This is a genomic window from Pseudomonas sp. LB3P58, assembly GCF_054897895.1.
On sequence record NZ_JBUBVE010000001.1, the window covers coordinates 6,400,418 to 6,426,401 of the forward strand.

Annotated in this window: 20 protein-coding genes; 19 read left to right on the plus strand and 1 reads right to left on the minus strand. The window is 59.9% G+C overall.

From position 1 onward, the window contains the following. Positions 1-46 precede the first annotated feature (46 nt). On the minus strand, positions 47-1,411 hold the full coding sequence (locus tag ACYZTZ_RS29830) for a formimidoylglutamate deiminase (protein ID WP_462000505.1): 1,365 nt from the start codon (positions 1,409-1,411) through the stop codon (positions 47-49). 200 nt (positions 1,412-1,611) lie between these two features. Between ACYZTZ_RS29830 and hutC the strand changes: the two genes are divergently transcribed. The 19 genes from hutC (at position 1,612) to ACYZTZ_RS29925 (ending at position 25,938) form a co-directional block, all read left to right on the plus strand. Further along, positions 1,612-2,280 carry a histidine utilization repressor gene (gene hutC / locus ACYZTZ_RS29835; RefSeq protein ID WP_236713266.1) on the plus strand — a complete coding sequence of 223 codons (669 nt, stop codon included), beginning with the start codon at positions 1,612-1,614 and terminating at the stop codon, positions 2,278-2,280. Then, positions 2,277-2,846, plus strand: a complete 570-nt coding sequence (locus ACYZTZ_RS29840; RefSeq protein ID WP_462000506.1) for a HutD/Ves family protein — start codon at positions 2,277-2,279, stop codon at positions 2,844-2,846. Before hutC ends, ACYZTZ_RS29840 begins: the two co-directional genes overlap by 4 nt. 469 nt (positions 2,847-3,315) lie before the next feature. Further along, positions 3,316-5,004: a urocanate hydratase gene (hutU, locus tag ACYZTZ_RS29845; protein ID WP_462000507.1), complete on the plus strand. Its 1,689-nt coding sequence runs from the start codon at positions 3,316-3,318 to the stop codon at positions 5,002-5,004. Between the two features lie 161 nt (positions 5,005-5,165). After that, positions 5,166-6,638 (plus strand): purine-cytosine permease family protein, encoded by a 1,473-nt coding sequence (locus tag ACYZTZ_RS29850; RefSeq protein WP_462000508.1) that lies wholly within the window; start codon positions 5,166-5,168, stop codon positions 6,636-6,638. A gap of 69 nt (positions 6,639-6,707) precedes the next feature. After that, positions 6,708-7,676, plus strand: a complete 969-nt coding sequence (locus tag ACYZTZ_RS29855; RefSeq protein WP_046045583.1) for an ABC transporter substrate-binding protein — start codon at positions 6,708-6,710, stop codon at positions 7,674-7,676. A 70-nt stretch (positions 7,677-7,746) separates the two neighbouring features. Then, positions 7,747-8,598, plus strand: a complete 852-nt coding sequence (locus ACYZTZ_RS29860; protein WP_462000509.1) for an ABC transporter permease — start codon at positions 7,747-7,749, stop codon at positions 8,596-8,598. Continuing rightward, positions 8,595-9,425 (plus strand): quaternary amine ABC transporter ATP-binding protein, encoded by an 831-nt coding sequence (locus ACYZTZ_RS29865; RefSeq protein WP_462000510.1) that lies wholly within the window; start codon positions 8,595-8,597, stop codon positions 9,423-9,425. Before ACYZTZ_RS29860 ends, ACYZTZ_RS29865 begins: the two co-directional genes overlap by 4 nt. A 151-nt stretch (positions 9,426-9,576) precedes the next feature. Then, the gene (gene hutH / locus ACYZTZ_RS29870; RefSeq protein ID WP_056741119.1) at positions 9,577-11,100 is read left to right on the plus strand and encodes a histidine ammonia-lyase; all 1,524 of its coding nucleotides are present in this window, start codon (positions 9,577-9,579) and stop codon (positions 11,098-11,100) included. A gap of 130 nt (positions 11,101-11,230) precedes the next feature. Further along, complete coding sequence (gene hutH, locus ACYZTZ_RS29875) at positions 11,231-12,763, plus strand: histidine ammonia-lyase (protein WP_462000511.1); 1,533 nt, start codon at positions 11,231-11,233, stop codon at positions 12,761-12,763. A gap of 158 nt (positions 12,764-12,921) precedes the next feature. Further along, positions 12,922-14,331: an amino acid permease gene (locus ACYZTZ_RS29880; protein WP_462000512.1), complete on the plus strand. Its 1,410-nt coding sequence runs from the start codon at positions 12,922-12,924 to the stop codon at positions 14,329-14,331. A 17-nt stretch (positions 14,332-14,348) separates the two neighbouring features. Continuing rightward, positions 14,349-15,554, plus strand: coding sequence for an imidazolonepropionase (hutI, locus tag ACYZTZ_RS29885; RefSeq protein ID WP_462000513.1), 1,206 nt, complete (start codon positions 14,349-14,351; stop codon positions 15,552-15,554). A gap of 10 nt (positions 15,555-15,564) precedes the next feature. Then, the gene (gene hutG, locus ACYZTZ_RS29890; protein WP_462000514.1) at positions 15,565-16,368 is read left to right on the plus strand and encodes an N-formylglutamate deformylase; all 804 of its coding nucleotides are present in this window, start codon (positions 15,565-15,567) and stop codon (positions 16,366-16,368) included. Between the two features lie 251 nt (positions 16,369-16,619). Beyond that, the gene (locus tag ACYZTZ_RS29895; RefSeq protein WP_462000515.1) at positions 16,620-17,570 is read left to right on the plus strand and encodes a choline ABC transporter substrate-binding protein; all 951 of its coding nucleotides are present in this window, start codon (positions 16,620-16,622) and stop codon (positions 17,568-17,570) included. After that, positions 17,567-18,487 (plus strand): alpha/beta hydrolase, encoded by a 921-nt coding sequence (locus tag ACYZTZ_RS29900; RefSeq protein WP_462000516.1) that lies wholly within the window; start codon positions 17,567-17,569, stop codon positions 18,485-18,487. The genes ACYZTZ_RS29895 and ACYZTZ_RS29900 overlap by 4 nt, the downstream gene beginning before the upstream one ends. A gap of 113 nt (positions 18,488-18,600) precedes the next feature. Then, a complete protein-coding gene (pip, locus tag ACYZTZ_RS29905) occupies positions 18,601-19,572 on the plus strand; it encodes a prolyl aminopeptidase (RefSeq protein ID WP_056741134.1) in 972 nt (323 codons plus the stop codon). Next, positions 19,569-20,006: a D-aminoacyl-tRNA deacylase gene (gene dtd, locus ACYZTZ_RS29910; protein WP_008149496.1), complete on the plus strand. Its 438-nt coding sequence runs from the start codon at positions 19,569-19,571 to the stop codon at positions 20,004-20,006. The genes pip and dtd overlap by 4 nt, the downstream gene beginning before the upstream one ends. A gap of 321 nt (positions 20,007-20,327) precedes the next feature. Next, on the plus strand, positions 20,328-22,172 hold the full coding sequence (locus ACYZTZ_RS29915; protein ID WP_046045593.1) for a glucan biosynthesis protein G: 1,845 nt from the start codon (positions 20,328-20,330) through the stop codon (positions 22,170-22,172). Further along, positions 22,165-24,735, plus strand: coding sequence for a glucans biosynthesis glucosyltransferase MdoH (gene mdoH, locus ACYZTZ_RS29920; protein WP_462000517.1), 2,571 nt, complete (start codon positions 22,165-22,167; stop codon positions 24,733-24,735). The genes ACYZTZ_RS29915 and mdoH overlap by 8 nt, the downstream gene beginning before the upstream one ends. Before the next feature lie 405 nt (positions 24,736-25,140). Beyond that, entirely contained in the window at positions 25,141-25,938 is a 798-nt protein-coding gene (locus tag ACYZTZ_RS29925) for a transporter substrate-binding domain-containing protein (RefSeq protein ID WP_462000518.1), read from the plus strand. Positions 25,939-25,984: the final 46 nt, after the last annotated feature.

Here is a 25,984-nt window from a genome sequence, read left to right on the forward strand (position 1 = left end):
ACCGGACACTAGTGACGCAGAGCGTGGGAATGATCAGTGGGGGGGGTTAGCCCAGAAGATCGCGCAGGACTTGGGTGAACGCCCGATTGCTCTCTTCTTCGCCCGCATGACGCCCGTCGCGCACAACCCACTGGCCATTGACCAGCACATCCCGCACCTGACGATCACCGCCGGCAAACAACCAACGATTGAGAATCCCGTCGCCGCTGGCTGTCGCCAGGTACGGATCGTTGCCATCCAGCACCAGCCAATCCGCACGTTTGCCAACTTCCAGCGCACCAATCGACTGACCCAGCGCTTGAGCGCCGCCATCCAGCGCCGCGTCGTACAGCGTGCGGCCAACCATCGGCTGATCCGCGCCATACAAACGATTACGCCGTTGGTCGCGCAGACGCTGGCCGTATTCCAGCCAACGCAATTCTTCCACCACGCTCAAAGACACATGGCTGTCGGAACCGATGCCCATGCGCCCGCCCTGAGCGAGGAACTCCACCGCCGGGAAGATACCGTCGCCGAGGTTGGCTTCGGTCGTCAGGCACAGGCCGGCGATGGCGCGACTCTTGGCCATCAGCGTGACTTCTTCCGGGTTGGCGTGGGTCGCGTGAACCAGGCACCAGCGCTGATCGACTTCAGTATTTTCGTACAGCCATTGCAGCGGACGGCGGCCACTCCAGCTCAGGCAGTCGTCGACTTCCTTCTGCTGTTCAGCAATGTGAATATGCACCGGGCACTGCTTGTCGCTGGCCGCCAGCACTTCGCTGATTTGCTGCGGTGTTACCGCGCGCAACGAGTGGAAACACAAACCCAGCGACTGCGCCGGTTGCTGCGCCAGGATCGGCTGCAAGCGCGATTGAAGCTTGAGGTAGTTTTCGGTGCTGTTGATAAAGCGGCGCTGGCCTTCGTTCGGGGCCTGGCCGCCGAAACCGGAATGACTGTAGAGCACCGGCAGCAGGGTCAGGCCGATCCCGGCGGAGCTGGCGGCCTGACTGATGCGTAGCGCCAGTTCGGCCGGGTCCGCGTAAGGCTGGCCGTTGGTGTCGTGGTGTACGTAATGAAATTCCGCGACCGAGGTGTAGCCGGCCTTGAGCATTTCGATGTACAGCTGACGGGCGATGACGCCGAGTTGATCCGGGCTGATTTTTCCGACGAGGCGATACATCAAATCGCGCCAGGTCCAGAAACTGTCATTCGGATTACCCGCCACTTCCGCCAGCCCGGCCATGGCCCGCTGGAAGGCGTGGGAGTGTAAATTCGGCATACCCGGCAGCAGCGGACCGCTTAGCCGTTCAGCGCCATCTGCATTGGAATCGGCCTGGATATGGGTCAACACGCCATCGGCGCTGACCTCAAGACGTACATTGTTGGCCCATCCACTAGGCAGCAGCGCGCGTTCGGCAAAGAAGGCGGACATGGTTCAGCACCCCATCGTGTGTTATTTGTATATACATATACAGACGTTTGCCTGCTCGGTAAACTCCGGCAAGCTAGCAACCTTTACTAAACGAACAAGGATTAACCGTGCCGACTCCCTCTGCCACATTGCCGCCGAATGCCAATCTGAGCGCCAATCTGGGCGACAGTCCGGCGCCCTTGTACGCCCGCGTCAAACAGATGATCACCCAGCAAATCGACAGTGGGAACTGGCCGCCGCACTACCGCGTTCCGTCGGAAAGCGAGCTGGTCAACCAGCTGGGTTTCAGCCGCATGACCATCAACCGCGCCCTGCGCGAGATGACCGCCGACGGTCTGCTGGTGCGCATGCAGGGTGTCGGCACGTTCGTCGCCGAGCCGAAAAGTCAGTCCGCGCTGTTTGAAGTGCACAACATCGCCGATGAAATCGCCTCCCGTGGCCATCGCCATACGTGCAAGGTCATCACCCTCGAAGAAGAGGCCGCCGGTTCCGAGCGGGCACTGGCACTGGACATGCGCGAAGGCCAGAAAGTCTTTCACTCGCTGATCGTGCATTTTGAAAATGATATCCCGGTGCAAATCGAAGACCGTTTCGTCAACGCGCTGGTGGCTCCGGACTACCTCAAGCAGGACTTCACCCTGCAAACGCCATACGCCTATCTGAACCAGGTCGCGCCGCTGACTGAAGGCGAACATGTGGTCGAGGCGATTCTGGCTGAGGCCAGCGAGTGCAAGTTACTGCAGATTGAAAAGGGCGAGCCGTGCCTGCTGATTCGTCGCCGCACCTGGTCCGGCCGTCAGCCAGTGACTGCCGCCCGTTTGATCCATCCCGGTTCCCGTCATCGTCTGGAAGGACGCTTTCATAAATGAGTCAGTTCAAGGTTTTACGTGCAATAGATTACCCACGCATGCCATGGAAAAACGGCGGCGGCAGCACTGAAGAAATCACCCGTGATGGAGGTGCCGGCCTTGAGGGTTTCGGCTGGCGCCTGTCGATTGCCGATATCGGCGAGTCGGGCGGTTTCTCGACATTCGCCGGCTATGAGCGAGTGATCACTGTGTTGCAAGGCGAGGGCATGACCTTGCGGGTTGATGGCCAGGACACGCAGCCATTGTTACCGCTGGACCCGTTTGCCTTCAGCGGCGAGAGCCAGGTTTCCTGCACATTGCTCGGTGGGCCGATCCGCGACTTCAACCTGATTTATGCGCCGCAGCGTTATAGCGCGCGATTGCAGTGGCTGGATGGCGAGCAGCGGTTTTTCAGCTCGGCAGGCACTGTGCTCGTGTTCAGTGTCACCGACGAGCTTGAAGTGAAGGTTGGTAACAGTGCCTCACAACTCGGTCGCCATGATTGCCTGCAACTCGACGGTAACGCCGGCCTGCTGGAAGTCTCCAGCAATGGCCCGTGCTGTGTGATCGAACTGATCGCACGCTGATTCAAAACTCCCAAAAGATCCCAGCCTTCGGCCGCGCCTACAGTTCGATGTCCATCCGCAAAATTTGTGGTGTACACGATCAATGTGGAGCTGCCGGAGGCTGCGATCTTTTTGCTTTTCAATGTTCCCGAATGCGCACCAACTTGTTACCGAACGCCCCAGCGTGGCGCAAAACCCCACTCAAGTAACAGCTGTAACCCTCCTCGCAAAATCCCCCCGAAAAATTTCATCTTTGCCAGAACCCTTGATCCAGGCGCTTTCCAGCCCTTTCAAAACTTTTCTTGAACACTCATCCAGCAAGTTGGCCGCTTGATTGCATATGCTTGTATGTACAAGTAAAGACGTATGCGTATGAGTCGATCGAGACTCCTCGCAACGTCCACTGATTCGCTTGTGTCGCTTTGACGCGCACAGGCTGGCTTACCCACCGCCAGGGTTGGTTTGGATTGATCGCTGAGGAGTCTTTTTCGTGACTGACAATACCCAGAAACCTACTAAGTTTCGTGACGTTGAAATTCGTGCCGCTCGCGGTAACACGCTGACCGCCAAGAGCTGGCTGACTGAAGCGCCGCTGCGCATGCTGATGAACAACCTCGACCCGGAAGTCGCCGAGAACCCTAAAGAACTGGTGGTTTACGGTGGTATCGGTCGTGCGGCGCGTAACTGGGAATGCTACGACAAGATCGTCGAAAGCCTGACCAACCTGAACGACGACGAGACTCTGCTGGTGCAATCCGGCAAGCCGGTCGGCGTGTTCAAGACCCATAGCAACGCCCCGCGCGTACTGATCGCCAACTCCAACCTGGTGCCACACTGGGCGAGCTGGGAACACTTCAACGAGCTCGACGCCAAAGGCCTGGCCATGTACGGCCAGATGACCGCCGGCAGCTGGATCTACATCGGCAGCCAGGGCATCGTTCAGGGCACCTACGAAACCTTCGTCGAAGCCGGTCGCCAACACTACAACGATGACCTGAAAGGTCGTTGGGTCCTGACCGCAGGCCTCGGCGGCATGGGCGGCGCTCAACCTCTGGCCGCTACCCTGGCCGGCGCTTGCTCGCTGAACATCGAATGCCAGCAGGTCAGTATCGATTTCCGTTTGAACAGCCGTTACGTCGATGAGCAAGCCACCGACCTCGACGACGCGCTGGCCCGCATCGCCAAATACACCAAAGAAGGCAAAGCGATTTCCATCGCCCTGCTGGGTAACGCGGCTGAAATCCTGCCGGAACTGGTCAAGCGCGGCGTGCGCCCGGACATGGTCACCGACCAGACCAGCGCCCACGACCCGCTGAACGGTTACCTGCCAGCCGGCTGGACCTGGGAAGAGTACCGCGCTCGCGCCAAGACCGAGCCAGCCGCTGTCGTCAAAGCCGCCAAGCAATCCATGGCCGTGCACGTTAAAGCGATGTTGGACTTCCAGAAAATGGGCATTCCGACCTTCGACTACGGCAACAACATCCGTCAGATGGCCCAAGAAGAAGGCGTCGAGAACGCATTCGACTTCCCAGGCTTCGTACCCGCTTACATCCGTCCGCTGTTCTGCCGTGGTATCGGTCCGTTCCGTTGGGCTGCACTGTCGGGCAACGCCGAAGACATCTACAAAACCGACGCCAAAGTAAAAGAACTGATCCCGGACGACGCCCACCTGCACAACTGGCTGGACATGGCGCGCGAGCGCATCAGCTTCCAGGGTCTGCCGGCACGTATCTGCTGGGTTGGCCTGGGCCTGCGCGCCAAGCTCGGTCTGGCGTTCAACGAAATGGTTCGCAGCGGTGAATTGTCCGCGCCAATCGTGATCGGTCGCGACCACCTGGACTCCGGTTCGGTCGCCAGCCCGAACCGCGAAACCGAATCCATGCAAGACGGTTCCGATGCCGTGTCCGACTGGCCACTGCTCAACGCTCTGCTCAACACCGCGAGCGGCGCGACCTGGGTTTCCCTGCACCACGGCGGCGGCGTCGGCATGGGCTTCTCCCAGCACTCGGGCATGGTGATTGTCTGCGACGGTACTGACGAAGCGGCCGAGCGTATCGCTCGCGTCCTGCACAACGACCCGGCGACTGGTGTCATGCGTCACGCCGATGCGGGTTATCAGATCGCGATCGACTGCGCCAAGGAACAGGGCCTGAACCTGCCGATGATTACCGGCAAGTAATGCTTGCCCTGTAGGAGCTGCCGAAGGCTGCGATCTTTTGGCGTCGTCACTGACGCCGGAGATCAAGATCAAAAGATCGCAGCCTCGTTTCACTCGACAGCTCCTACACAGCTCTGACAGAGAAACAACAACACCGAATAACAATCCACAGAGGTTGAATCATGGCTGTTAACAGCGATCGTGCAGGCAGTAAACCGTTGATCGAGAAACGTTCGATCGACTACATCCCGGAAGCGGAAAGACACGGTCGTCTGTTGAGCCAGTTCACCCTGTGGATGGGTGCCAATCTGCAAATCACCGCGATTGTCACCGGGGCCCTGGCCGTGGTGCTGGGCGGTGACGTGTTCTGGTCGTTGATCGGTCTGTTGATCGGTCAACTGCTGGGCGGTGGCGTAATGGCACTGCATGCGGCGCAAGGGCCAAAACTTGGCCTGCCGCAGATGATTTCCAGCCGGGTACAGTTCGGCGTGTATGGCGCGGCCATCCCGATCGTGCTGGTCTGTCTGATGTACCTCGGTTTCACCGCAACGGGAACCGTGCTTTCCGGCCAGGCGCTGGGCCAGTTGTTTGGTGTCAGCGACAGCGTCGGCATCCTGATCTTCGCCAGTGTCATTGTGCTGGTGACGGTGCTCGGTTATCGGGTGATCCATTGGATAGGCCGTGTCGCTAGCGTCATTGGCGTGATTGCCTTTGTTTATCTGTTCAGCCGTCTGATGAGCCAAGTTGATGTTGGCGCACTGTTGCAAATCCGCCACTTCAGCTGGAGCAGCTTCTTGCTCGCGGTATCGCTCGCGGCGTCCTGGCAGATCGCCTTCGGTCCTTACGTGGCTGACTATTCACGCTACCTGCCGAGCAAGACGTCTTCGGTGAAAACCTTTTTCGCCGCTGGCGCGGGTTCGGTGATTGGCGCACAAGTGGCGATGGTCCTCGGCGTGTTTGCCGCCGCCTCGGCCAACGGCCAATTCGCCGGCCATGAAGTGGCCTACATCGTTGGTTTGGGCGGTACCGGTGCCACCGCTGCGCTGCTGTATTTCAGCATCGCATTCGGCAAGGTCACCATCTCCACCCTGAACTCCTACGGCAGCTTCATGTGCATTGCGACCGTCATCAGCGGTTTCCGAGGTGATCTGAAAGTAACGCGCTTGCAGCGTCTGGTCTTCGTGCTGGTCATCGTCGGTGCTGCGACCCTGATGGCGTTGCTCGGTCAGCACTCGTTCCTCGGTGCGTTCAAGTCCTTCATCCTGTTCCTGCTGGCGTTCTTTACGCCATGGAGCGCGATCAACCTGGTGGACTACTACTGCATCACCCGCGAGCGCTATGACGTGCCGGCGCTGGCCGATCCGAATGGTCGCTACGGCCGTTGGAACGCCCTCGGTATCAGCGTTTATGTCTTCGGTGTGCTGGTGCAGTTGCCGTTCATCTCCACCAAGTTCTATACCGGTCCGCTGGTGGCGGCCCTGGGTGATGTGGATATTTCCTGGATCATCGGTCTGGTGCTTCCCGCAGCCCTGTATTACGTGTGCGCGAAAAAATGGCACAGCGCAGTACCCGATCACCTGATTCTGCCGGTCGAGCAGGACAGCAATGCAGCACCTATAACAAGCGGGGCCGGTCGCGCTGCGGCGCAGGCCTGATTGGACGTGGACAGGGCTGGATGCCTCTTGACTGCCGTAAGCCAACTCATGATTAGGAGCGTCACTACAATGAAATCGAACAAGACCCTGCTGACCACATTGCTTTCCATGGGCCTGCTGGCCAGCGCCGGCGCCACTCAGGCGGCGGGTTGGTGCGAGTCGGGCAAGCCGGTGAAATTTGCCGGCCTGAACTGGGAAAGCGCCATGCTGCTGACCGACGTGCTGCAAGTCGTGTTGGAGAAAGGCTACGACTGCAAGACCGACAGCCTGCCGGGCAACTCCATCACCATGGAAAACGCCCTGAGCAGCAACGATATTCAAATCTTCGCCGAAGAGTGGGTTGGCCGTAGCGAAGTCTGGAACAAGGCCGAGAAGGCCGGCAAGGTCGTCGGTGTCGGCGCCCCGGTCGTGGGTGCTGTCGAAGGTTGGTACGTGCCGCGTTACGTGATCGAAGGCGACGCCAAGCGCAAGCTGGAAGCCAAGGCACCGGACCTGAAAAACATTGCTGACCTGGGCAAGTATTCCGCTGTGTTCAAAGACGCCGAAGAGCCATCCAAGGGCCGTTTCTATAACTGCCCGGCCGGCTGGACCTGTGAGCTCGACAACAGCGAAATGCTGAAAAGCTACGGCCTGGAAAGCACCTACACCAACTTCCGTCCGGGCACCGGCCCGGCGCTGGATGCCGCGGTGCTGTCGAGCTACAAACGTGGCGAGCCGATCCTGTTCTACTACTGGTCGCCAACCCCGCTGATGGGCCAGGTGGACCTGGTCAAACTCGATGAGAAACCAGGCGTGAACAAGCAAGTGACCATCAAGGTCGGCCTGTCCAAGACTTTCCACGAGCAAGCCCCGGAACTGGTGGCGGTGCTGGAGAAGGTCAACCTGCCAATCGACCTGCTCAACCAGAATCTCGGACGCATGGCCAAAGAGCGGATCGAGTCACCAAAACTGGCGAAAATCTTCCTCAAGGAACATCCTGAAGTCTGGCACGCATGGGTGAGCGAAGACGCAGCCAAAAAGATCGACGCGGCCTTGTAGGTTGAGCCTCTCCGGCTGCCCTGAGCGGCAGTCGGATGCTTGATCGCAACCCCTTGATTGAGAGTCTCTTATGTTTCCCGAAAGCTTTACCTTTTCCATCGCCGACTGGGTCAACAGTTGGGTCGATTCGCTGGTCACCAACTACGGCGATGTGTTCCGGCAGATCTCTGACACGCTGCTGTGGGCCATCGTCAACCTTGAAGGCCTGCTGCGTGCGGCACCCTGGTGGTTGATGCTCGCCATCGTCGCGGGCGTTGCCTGGCACGCGACCCGCAAAGTCGTGACCACGGCCGTGATTGTCGGTTTGTTGTTCCTGGTGGGTGCGGTCGGCCTCTGGGACAAGCTGATGCAAACCCTGGCGCTGATGATGGTGGCGACGATCATTTCGGTGCTGATCGGCATTCCACTGGGCATTCTTTCGGCGCGCAGCAATCGCCTGCGTTCGATCTTGATGCCGTTGCTGGACATCATGCAGACCATGCCGAGTTTCGTGTACCTGATCCCGGTGCTGATGCTGTTCGGCCTGGGCAAGGTCCCGGCGATTTTCGCCACTGTGATCTACGCCGCACCACCGCTGATCCGTCTGACTGATCTGGGCATTCGCCAGGTCGACGGCGAAGTGATGGAAGCGATCAACGCCTTCGGTGCCAACCGTTGGCAGCAACTGTTTGGCGTGCAACTTCCGCTGGCCCTGCCGAGCATCATGGCCGGGATCAACCAGACCACCATGATGGCTCTGTCGATGGTAGTGATTGCCTCGATGATCGGTGCCCGTGGTCTGGGTGAAGACGTGTTGGTGGGGATTCAGACCCTCAACGTCGGACGTGGCCTTGAAGCCGGTCTGGCGATCGTGATTCTGGCAGTGGTTATCGACCGCATTACTCAAGCGTACGGTCGGCCACGGCATGAGGTGAGCAAATGAACGACGCAACCGTGAGCAAAATCGAAGTCAAAAACGTCTTCAAGATTTTCGGTAACCGATCCAAGGAAGCGCTGGGCATGATTGGCCAGGGCAAGACCAAGGATCAGGTGCTGGCCGAAACCGGCTGCGTGGTCGGCGTGAATGATTTGTCCCTGAGCATCGGCACCGGTGAGATCTTCGTGATCATGGGCCTGTCGGGTTCCGGCAAGTCGACGCTGGTGCGCCACTTCAACCGCCTGATCGACCCGACCAGCGGCGCGATCCTGGTGGACGGCGTGGACATCCTGCAATACGACATGGAAGCCCTGCGCGAATTTCGCCGGCACAAGATCAGCATGGTGTTCCAGAGCTTCGGCCTGCTGCCGCACAAGACCGTGGTGGATAACGTCGCCTACGGCCTGAAAGTGCGTGGCGAGACCAAGCAAATGTGCTCCGAACGTGCGCTGCACTGGATCAACACCGTGGGCCTCAAGGGCTACGAAAACAAATACCCGCATCAGCTCTCGGGCGGCATGCGTCAGCGTGTGGGCCTGGCCCGCGCGTTGGCGGCAGACACTGACATCATCCTGATGGACGAGGCGTTCAGCGCCCTCGACCCGTTGATTCGTGCCGAGATGCAGGACCAGCTGCTGGAACTGCAAAAGACCCTGCACAAGACCATCGTCTTCATCACCCACGACCTCGACGAGGCCGTGCGCATCGGCAACCGCATTGCGATTCTCAAGGATGGCCGCCTGATTCAGGTGGGTACGCCGAGGGAGATCCTGCATTCGCCGGCGGATGAGTATGTCGACCGGTTCGTTCAGCGTCGGGCTGCGGTGGTTTAAAGGTTTGCGGTGTTTGTGCCGGCCCCATCGCGAGCAAGCTCGCTCCCACAGGGATTTTGTGAACGCTGGAGATCCACTGTGGGAGCGAGCTTGCTCGCGATGAGGCCGGTGAAGCTGCATCAATATTCAAGTTGTACGCACGAGGTTGAAGATGTCCCAGGCTGAAAAAATCGTTATCGCCGACGCCCCGTTGCGTTGGCAGGATGTGGTCGCCGTAGCCCGTCATGGCGCACAGCTTGAGCTGTCACCACAGGTCTGGGCGCGGATCGAGAATGCCCAGGCAATCGTCCAGCGCATCGTCGTCAGCGGCGAACGTGCGTATGGCGTCAACACCGGCCTCGGCGCGCTGTGCAATGTCTCGCTCAAAGACGAGCAACTCAGCCAACTGTCGCGCAACACTCTGCTCAGTCACGCCTGTGGCGTCGGCGCACCATTGGCCGACGAACAGACCCGCGCAATCATCTGCGCCGCTATTCGCAACTACAGCCATGGCAAATCCGGTATTCACCGCCGGGTGGTCGAAGCGCTGTTGGCGCTGCTCAATCGCGGCATCACCCCGCAAGTGCCGTCCCAGGGTTCGGTGGGTTACCTGACCCACATGGCCCACATCAGCATTGCACTGCTGGGTGTCGGCAATGTCAGCTATCGCGGGCAGATCGTTTCCGCACAGCAAGCTTTGGCCGAAGAAGGTCTGCAACCGGTTCAGCTGGGCGCCAAAGATGGCCTGTGCCTGGTCAACGGCACGCCGTGCATGTCCGGCCTCAGCTGCCTGGCAATCGCCGACGCGACGCGTTTAGTGCAATGGGCTGATGTGATTGGTGCCATGAGCTTCGAAGCCCAGCGCGGTCAGATTGCTGCGTTCGATGCCGAGATCATCGCGCTCAAACCGCATCCGGGCATGCAGCAAGTCGGCATCAACCTGCGGGCGTTGCTCGATGGCAGTGAAGTGATTGCCAGCAGCAAAGGCATTCGCACTCAGGATGCGCTGAGCATTCGCTCGATCCCGCAAGTCCACGGCGCCGCTCGCGATCAGCTTGAGCACGCGAAAAAGCAGATCGAAACCGAACTCAACTCGGTCACCGACAACCCGATGCTGCTGGGTACGCCGGACGACTTCCGGGTGGTGTCCCAGGCCAACCCGCACGGTCAATCCGTGGCCTTGGCGGCGGACTTGCTGGCCATCGCCATGGCGGAAATCGGCTCCATCGCCGAACGTCGCCTCGACCGCTTGATCAACCCTCACGTCAGTGGTCTGCCGGCATTCCTGGTGGCCAATCCGGGGGTGAACTCCGGAATGATGATCGTCCAGTACGTCGCCGCTTCGCTGTGTGCGGAAAACCGTCAGTTGGCGCAACCGGCGGTGCTCGACAACTACGTCACCTCGGGCCTGCAGGAAGACCACCTGAGCCTGGGCACCAACGCCGCGTTGAAGCTGCATCGCGCCCTGGAAAACTGCACGCAGATCCTCGCCATCGAGTACCTGCTGGCGTCTCAGGCGTTTGAATTCTTGAAAGAGCAACGCTTCGGCGCCGGTACCGATGCCGCCTGGCGTCTGCTGCGCGAGCGAGTTCCGGCCTACGACCAGGACCGCTGGCTGGCACCGGACATCGCCAGTGCCGCCGCCGTTTTGAAAGACCCGATTTTGCTGCACAAAGTGTTACCGAACCTGAACTGACTTCCACCACACCAGCGTGCCAAGGCGCGGCTCCCCAGAAGGCGAGACGCGACGGACAACGGACATCTCCGGAGCGTCTGGTGAGTACTCTTCATTTATGAAGAATAAAACTCTCAAAAGGAGCATAGAAATGACTGCGTTAAACCTGATTCCCGGCCAACTGAGCCTTGCCCAACTGCGTGATGTTTATCAGCAGACGGTCAAAATCACCCTCGATGAAAGCGCTGCGGCCCAGATTGAAGCCAGCGTTGCCTGCGTGGAACAGATCCTCGCCGAGAACCGCACCGCATATGGCATCAACACCGGTTTCGGCCTGCTGGCGTCGACCCGTATCGCCAGCGAAGACCTGGAAAACCTGCAGCGCTCGCTGGTGCTGTCCCACGCCGCCGGTGTCGGCGAGCCGATCAGCGACGCGCTGGTTCGCTTGGTCATGGTGCTCAAGGTCAACAGCCTGAGCCGTGGTTTCTCCGGCATTCGTCGTAAGGTCATCGACGCGCTGATCGCCCTGATCAATGCCGAGGTTTACCCGCACATTCCATTGAAAGGTTCGGTCGGCGCGTCCGGCGACCTGGCGCCTTTGGCCCACATGTCGCTGGTGCTGCTGGGCGAAGGCAAGGCTCGCTACAAAGGCGAATGGCTGGAAGCGACCGAAGCGCTGAAAGTGGCCGGTCTGACTCCATTGACCCTGGCCGCGAAAGAAGGTCTGGCGCTGCTCAACGGTACTCAGGTGTCTACCGCTTACGCGCTGCGTGGTCTGTTCGAAGGTGAGGATCTGTTCGCTGGCGCTGTGGCGCTGGGCGCACTGACCGTTGAAGCGGTATTGGGCTCACGCTCGCCGTTTGATGCTCGCATTCACGCCGCTCGTGGCCAGAAAGGCCAGATCGACGCCGCTGCCGCTTACCGCGATCTGCTGGGCGAGCGCAGTGAAGTCTCCGACTCGCACCAGAACTGCGAAAAGGTCCAGGACCCGTACTCCCTGCGCTGCCAGCCGCAAGTCATGGGCGCCTGCCTGACCCAGTTCCGTCAGGCCGCCGAAGTGCTCGCCATCGAAGCCAACGCCGTTTCGGACAACCCGCTGGTATTCGCCGCTGAAGGCGACGTGATCTCCGGCGGTAACTTCCACGCCGAACCGGTCGCCATGGCTGCCGACAACATGGCGCTGGCCATCGCGGAAATCGGTTCCCTGAGCGAACGTCGTATCTCGCTGATGATGGACAAGCACATGTCGCAACTGCCGCCGTTCCTGGTGGCCAATGGCGGCGTGAACTCCGGCTTCATGATCGCCCAGGTGACTGCTGCGGCATTGGCCAGCGAGAACAAGGCGCTGTCCCATCCGCACTCGGTGGACAGCCTGCCGACGTCGGCGAACCAGGAAGACCACGTCTCCATGGCGCCGGCTGCCGGCAAGCGCCTGTGGGAAATGGCCGAAAACACGCGCGGCGTTCTCGCGGTGGAATGGTTGGCTGCGGTCCAAGGTCTGGATCTGCGCGATGGTCTGAAGACTTCTTCGAAGCTGGAAGAGGCTCGCGGGATTCTGCGTGCGCAAGTGCCTTTCTACGAGAAGGATCGTTTCTTTGCGCCGGACATCAACGCGGCAAGCGAGCTGTTGGCGTCCCGTTGCCTGAACGCGCTGGTACCGGCGAAGTTGCTGCCTAGCCTGTGATGGCCTCTTCGCGAGCAAGCTCGCTCCCACATTGGATTGCGCTGAACCTGTGGGAGCGACGGTGCGACGATTCGACTTGCTCGCGATTCGATTCTGATCGTTCCCACGCTCTGCGTGGGAACGATCATTTCCGCCAATAAAAATAATAGGGACGAGCAATGCAGCAGTCAGAAAAAGGTTTGAAACGCGGGCTCTCCGCCCGACATATTCGCTTCATGGCGCTGGGGTCGGCAATCGGCACCGGGCTGTTTTACGGTTCTGCCTCGGCCATTCAAATGGCCGGGCCTGCGGTCCTGCTCGCTTACCTGATCGGTGGCGCGGCGGTGTTCATGGTCATGCGCGCCCTCGGCGAGATGGCGGTGCACAACCCGGTGGCCGGCTCTTTCGGCCACTACGCCAGCACTTATCTTGGGCCGATGGCGGGCTTCATCCTCGGTTGGACCTACGCGTTTGAAATGGTCATCGTCGGCATGGCCGACGTCACCGCGTTCGGTATTTACATGGGCTTCTGGTTTCCGGAAGTCGCCCGCTGGATCTGGGTGCTGGGCATCGTTTCGGTGGTCGGCGGCTTGAACCTGTGCAACGTCAAAGTCTTCGGTGAAATGGAGTTCTGGCTGTCGCTGCTCAAGGTCGCGGCCATCGTCGCGATGATCCTCGGTGGCTTCGGCATCATGCTGTTCGGCATCAGCACGGCGCCCGGCGCCCAGGCGACTGACATCAGCAATCTCTGGAGCCATGGCGGCTTCATGCCCAATGGCGTGGGCGGCCTGATCGCTTCGTTTGCGGTGGTGATGTTTGCGTTTGGCGGCATTGAGATCATCGGCGTGACCGCCGGTGAAGCCAAAGACCCGCAGCGCGTACTGCCCAGGGCGATCAATGCCGTACCGTTGCGTATCCTGCTGTTCTACGTGCTGACGATGTTCGTACTGATGTCGATCTTTCCATGGCAGCAGATCGGCAGCCAAGGCAGCCCATTCGTGCAGATTTTCGACAACCTGGGGATCAGCTCGGCGGCGACCATTCTCAATATCGTGGTGATCTCGGCGGCAGTGTCGGCGATCAACAGTGACATCTTCGGCGCTGGCCGCATGATGTACGGTCTGGCCCAGCAAGGGCATGCGCCCAAGGGCTTCGCCCGCTTGTCGCACAATGGCGTGCCATGGATGACCGTGGTGGTAATGAGTGCCGCGCTGCTGCTGGGCGTGCTGCTGAACTACCTGATTCCGGAAAACGTATTTCTGTTGATCGCCTCTATCGCGACCTTCGCCACTGTATGGGTCTGGTTGATGATTTTGTTCACCCAAGTGGCCATGCGTCGCTCCATGAGTGCCGAGCAAGTCGCCCAACTGAAATTCCCGGTGCCGTTCTGGCCCTATGCGCCAATGGCGGCGATTGCCTTCATGCTGTTCATCTTTGGCGTGCTGGGCTATTTCCCGGACACCCAGGCGGCTCTGATCGTCGGCGTGGTGTGGATTGTATTGCTGGTGCTGGCCTACCTGACGTGGGTGAAACCGGCGGCAGGCAAGGCAGTACCGGTGGAGCGGGAACCCTCTTTTTCTCATCGATAACCTAACGGAGGCCACGGATGAAAACTCTCTGGCAACACTGCCACGTCGCAACCATGGCGCAAGGCGCCTACTCGATCATCGAGGATGCGGCCATCGTGACGTCAGGAGCGCACATTGAGTGGATCGGCCCACGCGCTGAACTGCCGTCGGGCGAGTACCCGGCAGTCAATGATCTTAAAGGGGCCTGGGTGACGCCGGGCCTGATCGACTGCCACACCCACACGGTGTTCGGCGGTAACCGCAGCGGTGAATTCGAACAGCGTCTGCAAGGCGTCAGCTATGCAGAAATCGCAGCGGCCGGGGGTGGCATCGCCAGCACCGTGCGCGCCACTCGCGCGGCCACTGAAGACGAGCTGTTCGCCAGCGCCGTCAAGCGTCTGAAGAGCCTGATGCGCGACGGCGTGACCACGGTCGAAATGAAATCCGGCTACGGCCTGGACCTGGCCAGCGAACGCAAGATCCTGCGGGTCATCCGCCGTCTCGGCGCTGAATTGCCGGTCGGCGTGCGCAGCACCTGCCTGGCCGCTCACGCGTTGCCGCCCGAATACGCGGACCGTGCCGACGACTACATCGATCACATCTGCGCCGAGATGCTCCCGGCCCTGGCCGCCGAAGGGCTGGTGGATGCGGTGGACGCGTTCTGCGAATACCTGGCGTTTTCGCCGGCGCAGGTCGAGCGGGTGTTCATCACCGCGCAGAAACTCGGCTTGCCGGTGAAGCTGCACGCCGAACAGTTGTCGTCGTTGCATGGTTCGAGTCTGGCGGCGCGTTACCACGCACTGTCGGCGGATCACCTGGAATTCATGACCGAAGACGACGCCATCGCCATGGCCAAGTCCGGCACCGTCGCGGTGTTACTGCCCGGCGCCTTCTACTTCCTGCGGGAAACCCAATTGCCGCCGATGGAGGCTTTGCGAAAGCACGGCGTGAAAATCGCCATCGCCAGCGACCTCAACCCAGGCACCTCACCGGCGCTGTCGTTGCGTTTGATGCTGAACATGGCGTGCACCTGTTTCCGCATGACCCCGGAAGAAGCCTTGGCGGGTGCAACGATTCATGCCGCCACCGCGCTGGGCATGGCTGAAACCCACGGTTCGCTGGAAGTCGGCAAGTGTGCAGATTTCGTCGCCTGGCAAATCGATCGTCCGGCTGATCTGTCGTACTGGCTGGGCGGTGACCTGGAAAAACGCGTCGTGCGTCACGGCGTTGAAGTGAGCATTTAGGAGAACAGTTGTGGATAAGGTTCTGAACTTCAAACAAGGTCGCGTACCGCTGCTGATCAGCATGCCCCACGCCGGCCTGCGCCTGACCCCGACGGTCGAAGCCGGGTTGATCCCCGACGCGAAAAGCCTGCCGGACACTGACTGGCACATTCCGCAGCTTTACGAATTTGCTGCCGAGCTGGGCGCCAGCACCTTGGCCGCCGAGTACTCGCGTTTTGTCATCGACCTGAATCGACCGTCTGACGACAAGCCTTTGTATGTCGGCGCCACCACCGGCCTGTACCCGGCGACGCTGTTCGACGGCATTCCGTTGTTCCGCGAAGGGCATGAGCCATCGGCCGCAGAACGCGCGACTTACCTGGAGCAGATCTGGACGCCGTACCACAGCACGTTGCAAAACGAGCTGGCGCGACTGAAAGCCGAGTTTGGCTACGCATTGCTGTTCGATGCGCACTCGATCCGTTCGATCATCCCGCACCTGTTCGACGGCAAACTGCCGGACTTCAACCTCGGCACCTTCAACGGCGCCAGTTGCGATCCACAGTTGGCCACTCAGCTGGAAGCCATCTGCGCGCGCCACGGCGATTACAGCCATGTGCTGAACGGTCGTTTCAAAGGCGGCCACATCACCCGGCATTACGGCAATCCGGCCGAGAACATCCATGCCGTGCAACTGGAGTTGGGCCAGTGCACGTACATGGAAGAGTTCGAGCCGTTCCGTTATCGCCCGGACCTGGCGGCGCCGACTCAGGTGGTGCTCAAGGAATTGCTGCAAGGGCTGCTGACCTGGGGCGAGAAAAACTACAAACGTTAAAGCCTGACGCATAACCCTGTGGGAGCGAGCTTGCTCGCGATGGCGGACTGACATGCAACATCAATGTTGAATGTTATGGCCTCATCGCGAGCAAGCTCGCTCCCACAGGTAAAGCATCTCTGACGGTCGCCACCGTGCAAAACACGGTCGCTACAGTTCGCTTTTGGCCTCGCGTGGCTGCGTAATGTTCTGGGCACGGTGCATGAAGACACCGGGCCCACAATAATCCGCTGCCGCACGAGATCATCCCGATGAAAAGACTGTTCACCCGCTGTCTCTCAATCCTCTGCGGCACTGCTCTGCTGAGCACCAGCGTCCTGGCCAGTGACGACGCTTCCTGCAAGGCCGTGCGCATGGGCGTGGTCAACTGGACCGACGTGATCGCCACCAGTGGCATGGCTGACGTACTGCTCAACGGCCTCGGTTACGAAAGCAAGCAAACCAGCGCCGTGCAGCAAATCATCTTCGCCGGCATCCGCGACAAGCGCCTCGACATCTTCCTTGGTTACTGGAAACCGGCGATGGACAAAAACATCGCGCCATTTGTGGCCGCCAATCAGGTGAAGGTCATGGAAAAACCGAGCCTGGCCGATGCTCAGGCAACGCTCGCCGTACCTGAGTATGTCGCCGAAGCGGGCCTGAAAACCTTCGCCGACATCGCCAAATTCAAGGATCAACTCGGCGGCAAGATCTACGGCATCGAGCCGGGCAGCGGCGCCAACACCACCATCAAAACCATGATCGAGACCAATCAATTTGGCTTGAAGGATTTCAAGCTGATCGAATCGGGTGAGGCCGGCATGCTTGCCGCCGTTCAGCGGGCGGTGAATCGCAAGGAATTCGTGGTGTTCGTCGGCTGGACCCCGCACCCGATGAACATCAACATGAAAATCGCCTACCTGACCGGCAGCGAAGACGTTTACGGCCCGAACGAGGGCGCCGCCACAGTCTCCACCGTGACCGCCCCGGACTACGCCCAGCGCTGCCCGAACGTAAACCGTCTGCTGGAAAACCTGACCTTCACCGCCGCCCAGGAAAGCCAGTTGATGGTGCCGATCATGGAGCGTAAAACGCCGCAGGACGTTGCCAAACAATGGCTGCGTGATCATCCCGAGGATCTGCAGCGCTGGCTCGCCGGTGTCAGCAGTTTTGATGGCAAGGATGGCGTGGCGACCGTTCAGGCCAGTTTGAAGCCTTTATGAGTTCCTATCCGTTATCCGAGCAAATGACGGCTTTCGTCGAGAAAACCGTCAGCTTCAACAGCACCGACAGCAGCCTCGGTGGTTTGCGCCAGGCTTACAGCGACATGTGCCGGGCGTTCACCCCGTCGCGTCCCGCCGGGCTTTACGTGGTCGACTTTGAATTGGCCGGCGTACCAGTGCGGTCTTATCAACCGCCGGTTTCGCCGCCGACCAGCGGTTGCCCGTGCATCGTGTATCTGCACGGCGGCGGGTGGGTAGTGGGGGACTTGGACTCCCACGACTTCATCTGCGCCGAACTGGCGTCGACACTCGGCGTGCTGGTGATCGCGGTCGATTATCGATTGGCGCCGGAATATCCGTTTCCGGAGGCGTTTGAGGATTGCCTGGGTGTCTGGCGCGCGCTACGGACCGGGCCATTCCGGCTCGACCCTGAACGAACGCTGGTGGCCGGGGACAGCGCCGGTGGCAACCTTGCGGCTGCGTTGTGTCTGGCCTTGCGCGATGCGGGCGAGCCATTGCCGGCGGCTCAGGTGCTGATTTATCCGGGGCTGGGCGGTGATCACCGATTGCCGTCGCGCAGTGAATGCGTCGATGCTCCCTTGCTCAGCAGCAGCGATCTGGACTGTTATCACGCCCTGTACTTGCGCGGCACTGGACAGCCAAGTGCCTACGCGATGCCGTTGCTCGCCGAGGATTTCAGTGGGTTGCCGCCGGCCTTGATCGCCGTGGCGCAATTCGACCCGCTGCGCGATGACGGCGTGCTGTACGCCGAGCGATTGAACGCAGCAGGCGTGGCTGCGACGCTTTATTACGGGGAGGGGTTGGTTCACGGCTGTTTGCGGGCTCGGGGGCAGGTCGCCGAGGTCGACGCACTCTATGAAACGCTGCTCGGCTATTTGTCTGAAAAAACCGGCTGAAAAACTCTGACTCTGCAAGGCATGCTCATTGGCGTAATTCGGGTTTATGATGCCGGACGGCAGAATAATAGAAGTCCCCCCAGGGATGACCTCGACCCCTTACGGAGCGCGCAATGCAGACTTTGTACCCGCAGATCAAACCCCACGCCCGGCACGATCTGGCCGTCGATGAAACCCACACGCTGTATGTCGACGAAAGCGGTTCGCCGGAAGGTTTGCCGGTTGTATTCATCCACGGCGGCCCCGGCGCCGGGTGTGATGCCCAGAGCCGTCGGTTTTTCGATCCAAACCTGTATCGCATTGTGACCTTCGACCAGCGCGGTTGTGGTCGTTCCACGCCCCACGCCAGCCTGGAAAACAACACCACCTGGGATCTGGTCGCCGACCTTGAGCGGATTCGCCAGCACCTTGGCATCGATAAGTGGGTGTTGTTCGGCGGTTCGTGGGGTTCGACCCTGGCATTGGCCTACGCGCAAACCCACCCGGAGCGTGTACACGGTCTGATTCTGCGCGGGATTTTTCTTTGCCGTCCGCAGGAAATCGAGTGGTTCTACCAGTGTGGCGCCAGTCGTCTGTTCCCCGATTACTGGCAGGACTACATCGCGCCAATCCCGCTGGACGAGCGCGAAGACTTGCTCTCGGCTTTCCACAAGCGCCTGATCGGCAACGATCAGATTGCCCAGATGCACGCGGCCAAGGCCTGGTCCACCTGGGAAGGCCGGACTGCCACCCTGCGCCCGAACCCGATGGTGGTCGATCGTTTCTCCGAGCCACAGCGCGCGTTGTCCATCGCCCGCATCGAATGTCACTACTTCACCAACAATGCGTTCCTTGAGCCCAACCAGCTGATCCGCGACATGGGCAAGATCGCCCATTTGCCTGGCGTGATCGTCCATGGCCGCTACGACGTGATCTGCCCGCTGGATAACGCCTGGGAACTTCATCAGAACTGGCCGAACAGTGAATTGCAGGTGATCCGTGACGCCGGCCACGCCGCCTCCGAACCTGGCATTACTGACGCACTGGTTCGCGCCGCCGATCAGATGGCCCATCGTCTGCTCGACCTGGCCCCTGAAGAAGCATGAAGGGCCTGCTGCAACGCGTGCGTGGCGCGCGAGTCGAGGTAGCGGGGGAGGTGGTTGGCGCCGTCGATCAGGGATTGCTGGTGCTGGTGGCGGTCGAGCCCGAGGATACTCGGGCCAGCGCCGACAAACTTCTGCAGAAACTGCTTAACTATCGTGTGTTCAGTGACGCTGAGGGCAAGATGAATCTGTCCCTGGCGGATGTAGGCGGTGGGTTGCTGCTGGTCTCACAGTTCACCCTGGCCGCCGATACCAAGAGCGGGTTGCGCCCGAGTTTTTCGACCGCTGCCCCTCCGGCCCTGGGCGAGGAACTTTTCGACTATCTATTAGGCAAAGCGAAACAGGTGCATGGCACTGTGGCATCAGGTAGATTCGGCGCGGATATGCAGGTGCACCTGGTCAACGACGGCCCGGTAACCTTCCTGTTACAGACCTGAAAGCCCTTGAAACATGTTTTTAAGGGCTTTTCGACTGAAAACAGGGGTTTTTCGCGATAAATACTTTGCTGCCCCTGATGCGTTGTAACGCGGCCTACTAGATAATCGCGCGCTACGGGGATCAGCGTTCGTTGGTCCATTTTGACTTAGGTAGAGACTTGTCCTGGACCTCTTGGGGAATCATTTAGCCCCATAGGAGTCGGAACAATGCTCGCCAACTTGGCAAGAGTGGTCTGTAGGGTCGGTTTTTTCATGCCGAACACCCCACAGGCACTTTAACTGGCCGTTGGTTTTTTGATCTGTTTTCGGCGAGGGTTGCTCGTGATTGTTAGTCCCTGTAATGCAAAATTGTCTGCCAAACGGTTACGAAGCGCTCTGGTAGCGGGCTCTGCACTGCTCTGCCTGCTCAGCGCCGGTCAGCTTTGGGCATTCAATCTGGATGATGTATCGGTCAAGGCAAAAGAGCTGGCCGGGCAGAAATACGAAGCTCCGCGCAGTAACCTGCCGAACGAGTTCCGCGAGATGAAATTCGCGGACTATCAAAAAATTCGTTTCCTGACCGAAAAAGCCGAGTGGGCCGATCAGAAAACCCCGTTCAAGCTGTCGTTCTATCACCAGGGTATGCATTTCGATACGCCGGTGAAAATCAACGAAATCACAGCTAACACCGTCGAAGAGATCAAATACGACCCAAGTCGTTTCGATTTCGGCGACGTGAAGTTCGATCCGAAAGCCACCGAACAACTGGGTTATGCCGGTTTCCGTGTGCTGTACCCGATCAACAAGGCTGACAAGCAAGACGAAATCATGACCATGCTCGGCGCGAGTTACTTCCGCGTTGTTGGCAAGGGTCACACCTATGGCTTGTCCGCTCGCGGCATGGCCATCGATACCGCGTTGCCGTCCGGCGAAGAATTCCCGCGTTTCACCGAGTTCTGGATTCAACAGCCAAAACCGGGTGACAAGCACCTGGTGATCTTCGCCCTGCTGGATTCGCCACGCGCTACCGGTGCCTATCGCCTGACCCTGCGTCCGGGCAGCGACACCGTTGTCGACGTCAAGGCCCAGATGTTCCTGCGTGACAAGGTCACCAAGCTTGGCGTTGCGCCGCTGACGAGCATGTTCCTGTTCGGCGCCAATCAGCCGTCGAAAGTGCTGAACTATCGTCGCGAACTGCACGATTCCAGCGGTCTGTCGATCCATGCCGGCAACGGCGAGTGGATCTGGCGCCCACTGAACAACCCGAAACACCTGGCGGTGAGCAACTTCTCGATCGAGAACCCGCGCGGTTTCGGCCTGCTGCAACGTGGCCGCGACTTCAGCCACTACGAAGACCTCGACGACCGCTACGACAAGCGCCCAAGTGCCTGGATCGAACCAAGGGGCGATTGGGGCAAGGGCTCCGTCGATCTGGTAGAGATTCCGACTGCCGACGAAACCAACGACAATATCGTTGCGTTCTGGAGTCCGGAAAAACTGCCTGAGCCTGGCCAACCGCTGGACGTCGCTTATCGCATGCACTGGACCATCGACGAAGCCGCGCTTCACGCACCGGACAGCGCCTGGGTTCAACAGACCCTGCGTTCTACGGGTGACGTGAAACAGTCCAACCTGATCCGTCAGCCGGACGGTAGCGTTGCTTATCTGGTGGACTTCGAAGGCCCGTCCCTTGCGGCATTGCCGGATGATACGGACGTTCGTAGCCAGGTCAGCGTTGGCGAGAATGCCGAGCTGGTCGAGAACAGCGTGCGTTACAACCCTGAAACCAAGGGCTGGCGCCTGACGCTGCGGATGAAAATCAAGGATCCGGGCAAGCCTACCGAGATGCGTGCTGCACTGGTCAAGAACATCGTGACTGCCGACCTGGCCAAAACATCGTATCCGGCATCCAATTCTTCCGTCGCCAAGGCTGACAAGATTGCCGCTCGGCAGCAGGAGAAGCTGGACAAGGAAGCCAAGGAAGCCAAGGAAACCAAGCAAGCTGAGGCCAAGCAGGTTGAAGCCAAGAAGGTCGAAGCCAAGCCAGCCGCAGATTCCAAGGACAAGGACAACAAAGACGCCAAGCAGCCAGTCGCTGCCGAAGCGGCCCCAGCCACACCGGAATCGGCACCGACTGAAGAAGTCCTGACCGAGACCTGGAGCTACCAGTTGCCTGCCGATGAGTAATTCTCAAGTACAGCCAGAGACTCTTGCCGAGTATCTGGCGCATCTGCCGATGACCGACGAGCAGCGCGCGGAACTCGCGGGCTGCCAGTCTTTCAGCGAATTGCATGAGCGCCTTTCGTCCTCGACGTTCGACGCGCCGACCGAGGCTGCTCAAGCTTCGGTGGGGCGTCGTTTGACGCTGAACACCGCCGAAGAATTGGCCGACGCTGAAATGCTGGTGCTCGACGCCAGCGGCCGTGTTTGCCTGCGGGCAACCCCGCCGATTCGTCGGACCAAAGTCGTGCCGGAGCCGTGGCGCACCAACATTCTGGTGCGTGGCTGGCGTCGTCTGACCGGTCGCACCAATCCGCCGGCCCCGCCGAAGGATGAGCGTGTGTTGCCGGCTGCTCGCTGGCGCACCGTCGGTTCGATCCGCCGCTACATTCTGCTGGTGCTGATGCTCGGCCAGACCATCGTCGCCGGCTGGTACATGAAAGGCATCATGCCGTACCAGGGCTGGTCGTTCGTCGACTTGAACGAAGTGCTGCATCAACCGCTGTCGCAGACCGCCACGCAAGTGCTGCCGTATGCACTGCAAACCAGCATCCTGATCTTGTTCGGGATTCTGTTCTGCTGGGTGTCGGCCGGTTTCTGGACCGCGTTGATGGGCTTCCTCGAGTTGCTCACCGGTCACGACAAGTACCGCATTTCCGGTAAAAGCGCAGGTAACGAGCCGATTCCTACGGACGCGCGCACCGCACTGGTGATGCCGATCTGCAACGAAGACGTGCCACGGGTGTTTGCCGGTTTGCGGGCGACCTTCGAGTCGGTTGCGGCCACGGGCAACCTGGATCGCTTCGACTTCTTTGTCCTCAGCGACAGTAACGACGCCGATATCTGCGTCGCCGAGCAACAGGCCTGGCTGGACGTCTGCCGTGAAGCCAAGGGCTTCGGCAAGATCTTCTATCGCCGCCGTCGCCGTCGCGTCAAGCGTAAAAGCGGCAACCTCGACGACTTCTGCCGTCGTTGGGGCGGTGATTACAAGTACATGGTCGTGCTCGACGCGGACTCCGTGATGAGCGGCGATTGCCTGACCAGTCTGGTGCGCTTGATGGAAGCCACCCCGGACGCCGGGATCATCCAGACCGCGCCGCGCGCGTCTGGCATGGACACGCTGTATGCACGCATGCAGCAGTTCGCCACCCGCGTGTACGGTCCACTGTTTACCGCCGGTCTGCACTTCTGGCAGTTGGGCGAATCCCACTACTGGGGCCACAACGCGATCATCCGCATGAAGCCGTTCATCGAGCACTGCGCCCTGGCGCCGTTGCCCGGTAAAGGCGCATTCGCCGGTGCAATTCTGTCCCACGACTTCGTTGAAGCGGCGCTGATGCGCCGTGCCGGCTGGGGCGTGTGGATTGCCTACGACTTGCCGGGCAGCTACGAAGAATTGCCGCCGAACCTGCTGGACGAACTCAAGCGTGACCGTCGCTGGTGTCACGGCAACCTGATGAACTTCCGGTTGTTCCTGGTTAAAGGCATGCACCCGGTGCACCGTGCGGTGTTCCTGACGGGCGTGATGTCTTACCTGTCGGCGCCGTTGTGGTTCTTCTTCCTCGTGCTGTCGACGGCGCTGCTGGCGGTCAACACGCTGATGGAGCCGCAGTACTTCCTTGAGCCACGTCAGCTGTATCCGTTGTGGCCACAATGGCACCCGGACAAGGCGATCGCGCTGTTCTCGACCACCGTCGTGCTGCTGTTCCTGCCGAAGTTGTTGAGCATCATCCTGATCTGGGCCAAGGGCGCGAAAGAGTTCGGTGGCAAGTTCAAGGTGACGTTGTCGATGCTGCTGGAGATGCTGTTCTCCATGCTGCTGGCGCCGGTACGGATGATTTTCCACACCCGCTTCGTGCTCGCCGCGTTCCTCGGCTGGGCCGCGACCTGGAACTCGCCGCAACGTGACGACGACTCCACGCCATGGAGCGAAGCGGTCAAGCGCCACGGTCCGCAAACCTTGCTGGGCTTCTTCTGGGCCCTGTTGGTGATCTGGCTGAACCCGAGCTTCCTCTGGTGGCTGGTGCCGATCGTCGGTTCGTTGATGCTGTCGATTCCGGTGTCGGTGATCTCCAGTCGAGTTGGCCTGGGCCTCAAGTCCCGTGACGAAAGCCTGTTCCTGATCCCTGAGGAATACAATCCGCCACAGGCGTTGCTGGCGACCGACCAGTACACCCACGAAAACCGTTGGCATGCGCTGAACGACGGGTTCGTCCGGGCAGTGGTCGATCCACAGCAGAACGCCTTGGCGTGCTCGCTGGCGACGTCCCGTCACCGTGAGGCCGAGCCGATTGAGTGGCTGCGGGTCGAACGGGTGCGTCATGCGCTGAAAGCCGGGCCTGAGGGGCTGAACAACAATGAGCGCGTGCAACTGCTCAGTGACCCGGTAGCACTGGGTCGTCTGCATGAGCAGATCTGGAACGAAGCTCACCCCGAGTGGCTGGAGGCGTGGCGTAAATCGGTGAAAGCCGATCCCCATGCGCCGCTGTTGCCGCTCAAGCCGCTGAGTGTGCAGCCTCAGTTGGCCTGACAAAAAACCCCGCTAAATTAGCGGGGTTTTTTGTTTGTGGTGGGGCATGAATTTGGATCAACCCTCAGATCCACCCCTCACCCTAGCCCTCTCCCGAGGGGAGAGGGGACTGACCGAGTTGTTCTTAGAGTTACAACGACCTGAAATATCGAGTCGAACTCAGGTTTTGAAACGTCCCCGATCGGCTCCCTTTCCCCCTCTCCCCCGTGGGGAGAGGGCTGGGGTGAGGGGTGGCTCTTGAATTCACAACAAATCCCAACCAAACCCTTGTGCAAACGAACGAGTGCGTTAGCATCCGTCCCCGAATTGGTGCGCCCGGACAACTTTCTGTTCGTATCTGCCGGTTTTCCAAGGGAAATCCGCAGTTTGCGCGCCTCACAACGCGATAGTTTTGGGGACTTGATGATGAAGAAGTATCTCTCGATGCTGCTGGTCGGCGTCACGGCATTGGTTGCAGTCAACACGGCGCAGGCCGGTGCCATCGATGACGCGGTCAAGCGCGGCACGCTGAAAGTCGGCATGGACCCGACCTACATGCCGTTCGAAATGACCAATAAGCGCGGCGAGATCATCGGCTTCGAAGTCGACATCCTCAAAGCCATGACCAAGGCCATGGGCGTCAAGCTGGAGATAGTTTCCACCGGCTACGACGGCATCATCCCGGCCTTGCTCACCGACAAGTTCGACATGATCGGCAGCGGCATGACCCTGACCCAGGAACGCAACCTGCGCCTGAACTTCAGCGAACCGTTCATCGTGGTGGGCCAGACCCTGCTGATCCGTAAGGAGCTGGAAGGCACCATCAAGTCCTATAAAGACCTGAACACCGCCGACTACCGCATCACTTCCAAGCTCGGCACCACCGGCGAGATGGTGGCCAAAAAGCTCATCTCCAAAGCCAACTACCATGGCTACGACAACGAGCAGGAAGCCGTGCTCGACGTGGTCAACGGCAAGGCCGACGCCTTCATCTACGACGCGCCTTACAACGTCGTGGCCGTGAACAAGGTCGGTGCCGGCAAACTGGTGTTCCTCGACAAGCCGTTCACCTACGAACCGCTGGCCTTCGGTCTGAAGAAGGGTGACTACGACAGCATCAACTTCATCAATAACTTCCTGCGCCAGATCCACGAAGACGGCACCTACGACCGCATCCATGACAAGTGGTTCAAAGACACCGCTTGGCTCAAGGACATGGAATAAGGCTCGGTCAGACAGACCGCGTCGCCCCAATCGCGAGCAGGCTCGC

What these genes read in the sequence shown, in the direction of transcription:
- pip (WP_056741134.1), top strand. Translation starts at nt 18,601, where the DNA reads ATGCAGACTTTGTACCCGCAGATCAAACCCCACGCCCGGCACGATCTG.
- ACYZTZ_RS29855 (WP_046045583.1), top strand. Translation starts at nt 6,708, where the DNA reads ATGAAATCGAACAAGACCCTGCTGACCACATTGCTTTCCATGGGCCTG.
- hutC (WP_236713266.1), top strand. Translation starts at nt 1,612, where the DNA reads ATGATCACCCAGCAAATCGACAGTGGGAACTGGCCGCCGCACTACCGC.
- mdoH (WP_462000517.1), top strand. Translation starts at nt 22,165, where the DNA reads ATGAGTAATTCTCAAGTACAGCCAGAGACTCTTGCCGAGTATCTGGCG.
- dtd (WP_008149496.1), top strand. Translation starts at nt 19,569, where the DNA reads ATGAAGGGCCTGCTGCAACGCGTGCGTGGCGCGCGAGTCGAGGTAGCG.
- hutH (WP_056741119.1), top strand. Translation starts at nt 9,577, where the DNA reads ATGTCCCAGGCTGAAAAAATCGTTATCGCCGACGCCCCGTTGCGTTGG.
- ACYZTZ_RS29850 (WP_462000508.1), top strand. Translation starts at nt 5,166, where the DNA reads ATGGCTGTTAACAGCGATCGTGCAGGCAGTAAACCGTTGATCGAGAAA.
- ACYZTZ_RS29900 (WP_462000516.1), top strand. Translation starts at nt 17,567, where the DNA reads ATGAGTTCCTATCCGTTATCCGAGCAAATGACGGCTTTCGTCGAGAAA.
- ACYZTZ_RS29840 (WP_462000506.1), top strand. Translation starts at nt 2,277, where the DNA reads ATGAGTCAGTTCAAGGTTTTACGTGCAATAGATTACCCACGCATGCCA.
- ACYZTZ_RS29830 (WP_462000505.1), bottom strand. Translation starts at nt 1,411, where the DNA reads ATGTCCGCCTTCTTTGCCGAACGCGCGCTGCTGCCTAGTGGATGGGCC.
- ACYZTZ_RS29925 (WP_462000518.1), top strand. Translation starts at nt 25,141, where the DNA reads ATGAAGAAGTATCTCTCGATGCTGCTGGTCGGCGTCACGGCATTGGTT.
- ACYZTZ_RS29865 (WP_462000510.1), top strand. Translation starts at nt 8,595, where the DNA reads ATGAACGACGCAACCGTGAGCAAAATCGAAGTCAAAAACGTCTTCAAG.
- hutH (WP_462000511.1), top strand. Translation starts at nt 11,231, where the DNA reads ATGACTGCGTTAAACCTGATTCCCGGCCAACTGAGCCTTGCCCAACTG.
- ACYZTZ_RS29860 (WP_462000509.1), top strand. Translation starts at nt 7,747, where the DNA reads ATGTTTCCCGAAAGCTTTACCTTTTCCATCGCCGACTGGGTCAACAGT.
- ACYZTZ_RS29880 (WP_462000512.1), top strand. Translation starts at nt 12,922, where the DNA reads ATGCAGCAGTCAGAAAAAGGTTTGAAACGCGGGCTCTCCGCCCGACAT.
- hutI (WP_462000513.1), top strand. Translation starts at nt 14,349, where the DNA reads ATGAAAACTCTCTGGCAACACTGCCACGTCGCAACCATGGCGCAAGGC.
- ACYZTZ_RS29895 (WP_462000515.1), top strand. Translation starts at nt 16,620, where the DNA reads ATGAAAAGACTGTTCACCCGCTGTCTCTCAATCCTCTGCGGCACTGCT.